We start from the raw sequence: 2,908 nt of genomic DNA on the forward strand, positions 1-2,908 counted from the left end.
CGCTGTCTCGTGGGCTCGGAGATGTGTATAAGAGACAGGCCCCCTCTCGTCTACCGGCGGTCAGTCGTTGCGGATGGGCCTGCGCATGGGGCCTCTGTCGCCCCTGTCCTTCTCCTGGGAGAAGTCGACCCGTACGGGCCTTCCGTCGATCATGGCGCCATTCATGGCGTCCTTAGCCTTGGCGGCCTCCTCCTCCGTCGCGAAGGTGACGAAGCCGAACCCGCGGGAACGGCCCGTCTCCTTGTCGAGCACCACCCGCGCCTCGCGGACCTGGCCGTGAGGGGCGAATGCGTCGCGGAGGGTGAGGTCAGTGGTCGCCCAGGCGAGACCGCCGATAAACAGTTTGTTTCCCATGAGCACCTTCCTTTCCGGGGTCGAACCCCTGCAGTGACGCTACGTGGCAAAGGTTCAACACTTCCGGCCTACCGGAAGATGCTCGGTACGAGCGGCCCGGATGGCTCCGCACAAGGTGCGGGACCATCCATCCCCGAAAGGTCTTGACTGGAAACCGGCGCTGCGGTGTGAGGCGGGCTGCTGGCTGCAGGTCTCGCAAAGACACGGAGGATAATAGGACCAGGCTCTCTTTCCGAACCGTGAACCCGACCGGGGATTGCCCCGGAACCACGCTATGAGCGAGGCACCCGCCCCGCTCGGATAAATTCTCGTCTGTTCCCGCGCGTGCGTCAAGAGGCAATGCGCGCCCCTCCATGGCGATAGCTCAGCCGCCGCCGCCCAGGAGCCGTTCGGCCTCGTCGAGGTCGATCTCCCCCGCTCTTAGGCGACCGAGAACGCTCATCGCGCCGTGCTTTCCAGAGGGGCCGGACCGACGGGCCCCGAGCTCCCTGAACATCTCCTCCACCCGCAGCCTCGCTGTCGGGTAGGACACCCCGAGCTCCCTCTGCACCTCCCTCAGGTTGCCCCTGGCGTCGAGGAAGGCATCGAAGACGATCCGCCTGTCGCCATCCAGCCTGCATGCCGGGCAGGGGTCGAACTCTCCGGCCACTTCCGAACCGCAGTCCGGGCAGACCAGTTTCGTGACCACCAGAACTCCCGAGCAGGACGGACAGCGGGATGGCAAGCTCCGATCAGGCATCGTCCCCTCCGGCAGCGTGGATGTTCCCGCCCATGGTGGTGGCGGTGAGCCGGTGCTCCCTGTCCAGGCCGGATTCGAACCTGGCCCTCCCGGGGCTGCCGAACGACCTGCAGGCGGCATCTCCCGAGATGGTCCCGCCCATCGTCTCGAGCAGAAGGCCGAGCGACTCCCTGGCTTCCGGGTCCAGTTCGATCTCGATGTTTCCGCCCATGGTCTTCGCCATGGAGCTCCCGGTGGGCTTCCCGACCACGGACAGCCGGATCGAACCGCCCATGGTCCGGGCCTTGAAGGGGGCCTTCATGCCGGTCAGTGTGAGGTTGCCGCCCATCGTCCGCAGGGACACGGGGAACGCGAGCGAGCTCACGGACATGTCGCCTCCCCGGGAGCGGGCCTTCAGCTTGCCCGTGCCGGAGGGGAGGCCCAGCAGCAGGTCGCCGCCCGACCAGACGACTGTCGTCTCGTCGTCCCGGCGGTAGACCCTGACGGCCGAGTCCTGTCCGATGGTGGCGGAGGCGCCCTCGCTGCACGTTACCGTCAGGTTCCCGGGAGCCTTCCTGCCGGTGTGGACGACCCTGACCAGGGTGCCCGGCTCGACTCCGAATCCGCCTCCGGAGACCGGGATCTCGTCGCCCCTGTTCCGGAGGTCATCGTAGTCGTCGAATCCGCACTCATCCCCGGACTCGAGCGCCGAACGCACCGCCGGGCCGATGCCCGCCACCGTCTCGCGGATCGTGTTCATGGTCTCCGCGATCATCGAGTAGCCTGCCGGCCTGCCCGGGCCCTGCCTACCGCACGCGCCGGTTCCGCACTTCGAACGGCCGCTGTCGAGAGCGGTCATCAGGCGTTCCGCAGCTTCGACGTCTATCGTGCCCTCCGAGAGCATCCTGAGTATCTCCCTCTTCTCCTCGTCCATCACGACATCTCCTTCGACTGCACCCCTTGCATTCGGGGTTGCCATAATCATAGTCTGCCTTTCTATTTCGTCAATATTGCTTGCTATAATGAAAAGATGCCTTCCTCTGCGGAACACTTATGTTCCTCCTCGTGAAGGATTCATGCCGCAATGCAAGGAGGCTGCGATGAGCGGTACGGTCACCCTTTCGGAAGCCCTCGATCTGCTTGCATCCCGGAAGACGGTCGTGCTCGCGACCTGTTCGGGGAGCGGTCCGGCCCTCCGGCCGATGACACTCCAGGTCCGGGAGGGCAGGATCTTCATGCTCACCTTCCCCGACTCGCCGAAGGTCGACCATGTCAGGAGGAACCCCCGCTGCCAGATCTATGCCGATCTGGCGGAAGGGGAGAACCAGGGTTTCGTGAGGCTCTCCTGCACACCCGAGGTCATAGCGGACCCATCGCTCAGGAAGGCGGTCTTCACCCAGGCGCCGTACGCCAGGACCTTCTGGGAATCGTCGGACGACCCGCGGTTCTGCCTCCTCGGCTTCTCACCGGTGGGCGGGGATGTCCTGAAGCCCGGCGAGATGTACACGAGAACCATCACGATGGAGATGTGATGAAGCTCCGGGCCGCTGCCGGGAACGCGGCGGCCGCCCGTGGGATTATCCTCTTCTGTGAGTATATTCGCGGTCTGCAGGATGGAAGGGCTCGCCCTGAAGCCCGGCAGATCCGGCCGTCGTTCGAGATCTGGATCCCAACCACGAACGGAGGAGTGACTTGAAGCTCTCGTTCTCCATCCTGGCATTGCTCTGCGCCGTGTCCGCCGCGAACGTGGCAGGCCCCCGGCAGGCTGCCGCGCTCGTCGTAGACGACCTGCTCTCGTCGGACATCTCCGGCAGGACGGTCTACTACCATCCCCAG

At 65.2% G+C, this 2,908-nt stretch carries 5 protein-coding genes; 2 read left to right on the plus strand and 3 right to left on the minus strand.

Annotated elements, in window-relative coordinates; all coding sequences use genetic code 11:
• Positions 1–60 precede the first annotated feature (60 nt).
• The 3 genes from QUS11_11580 to QUS11_11590 form a co-directional block, all read right to left on the minus strand.
• Positions 61–354, minus strand: a complete 294-nt coding sequence (locus tag QUS11_11580) for an RNA-binding protein (protein ID MDM7993938.1) — start codon at positions 352–354, stop codon at positions 61–63.
• A gap of 364 nt (positions 355–718) precedes the next feature.
• Positions 719–1,093: a DUF2089 family protein gene (locus tag QUS11_11585; protein ID MDM7993939.1), complete on the minus strand. Its 375-nt coding sequence runs from the start codon at positions 1,091–1,093 to the stop codon at positions 719–721.
• Entirely contained in the window at positions 1,086–2,006 is a 921-nt protein-coding gene (locus QUS11_11590) for a hypothetical protein (protein ID MDM7993940.1), read from the minus strand. Before QUS11_11590 ends, QUS11_11585 begins: the two co-directional genes overlap by 8 nt.
• A gap of 166 nt (positions 2,007–2,172) precedes the next feature.
• Here QUS11_11590 and QUS11_11595 point away from each other — a divergent pair, with 166 nt between their 5' ends.
• Together QUS11_11595 and QUS11_11600 are read left to right on the plus strand one after the other, a co-directional pair.
• The gene (locus QUS11_11595) at positions 2,173–2,604 is read left to right on the plus strand and encodes a pyridoxamine 5'-phosphate oxidase family protein (protein MDM7993941.1); all 432 of its coding nucleotides are present in this window, start codon (positions 2,173–2,175) and stop codon (positions 2,602–2,604) included.
• On the plus strand, positions 2,604–2,768 hold the full coding sequence (locus QUS11_11600) for a hypothetical protein (protein MDM7993942.1): 165 nt from the start codon (positions 2,604–2,606) through the stop codon (positions 2,766–2,768). The genes QUS11_11595 and QUS11_11600 overlap by 1 nt, the downstream gene beginning before the upstream one ends.
• The last annotated feature ends 140 nt before the right edge of the window (positions 2,769–2,908 follow it).

It is taken from the genome of Candidatus Fermentibacter sp. (assembly GCA_030373045.1).
Taxonomy (GTDB): domain Bacteria; phylum Fermentibacterota; class Fermentibacteria; order Fermentibacterales; family Fermentibacteraceae; genus Fermentibacter.

Coding starts and splice junctions, on each gene's coding strand:
- QUS11_11585 (MDM7993939.1), bottom strand. CDS start 1,093: ATGCCTGATCGGAGCTTGCCATCCCGCTGTCCGTCCTGCTCGGGAGTT.
- QUS11_11590 (MDM7993940.1), bottom strand. CDS start 2,006: ATGGACGAGGAGAAGAGGGAGATACTCAGGATGCTCTCGGAGGGCACG.
- QUS11_11600 (MDM7993942.1), top strand. CDS start 2,604: ATGAAGCTCCGGGCCGCTGCCGGGAACGCGGCGGCCGCCCGTGGGATT.
- QUS11_11580 (MDM7993938.1), bottom strand. CDS start 354: ATGGGAAACAAACTGTTTATCGGCGGTCTCGCCTGGGCGACCACTGAC.
- QUS11_11595 (MDM7993941.1), top strand. CDS start 2,173: ATGAGCGGTACGGTCACCCTTTCGGAAGCCCTCGATCTGCTTGCATCC.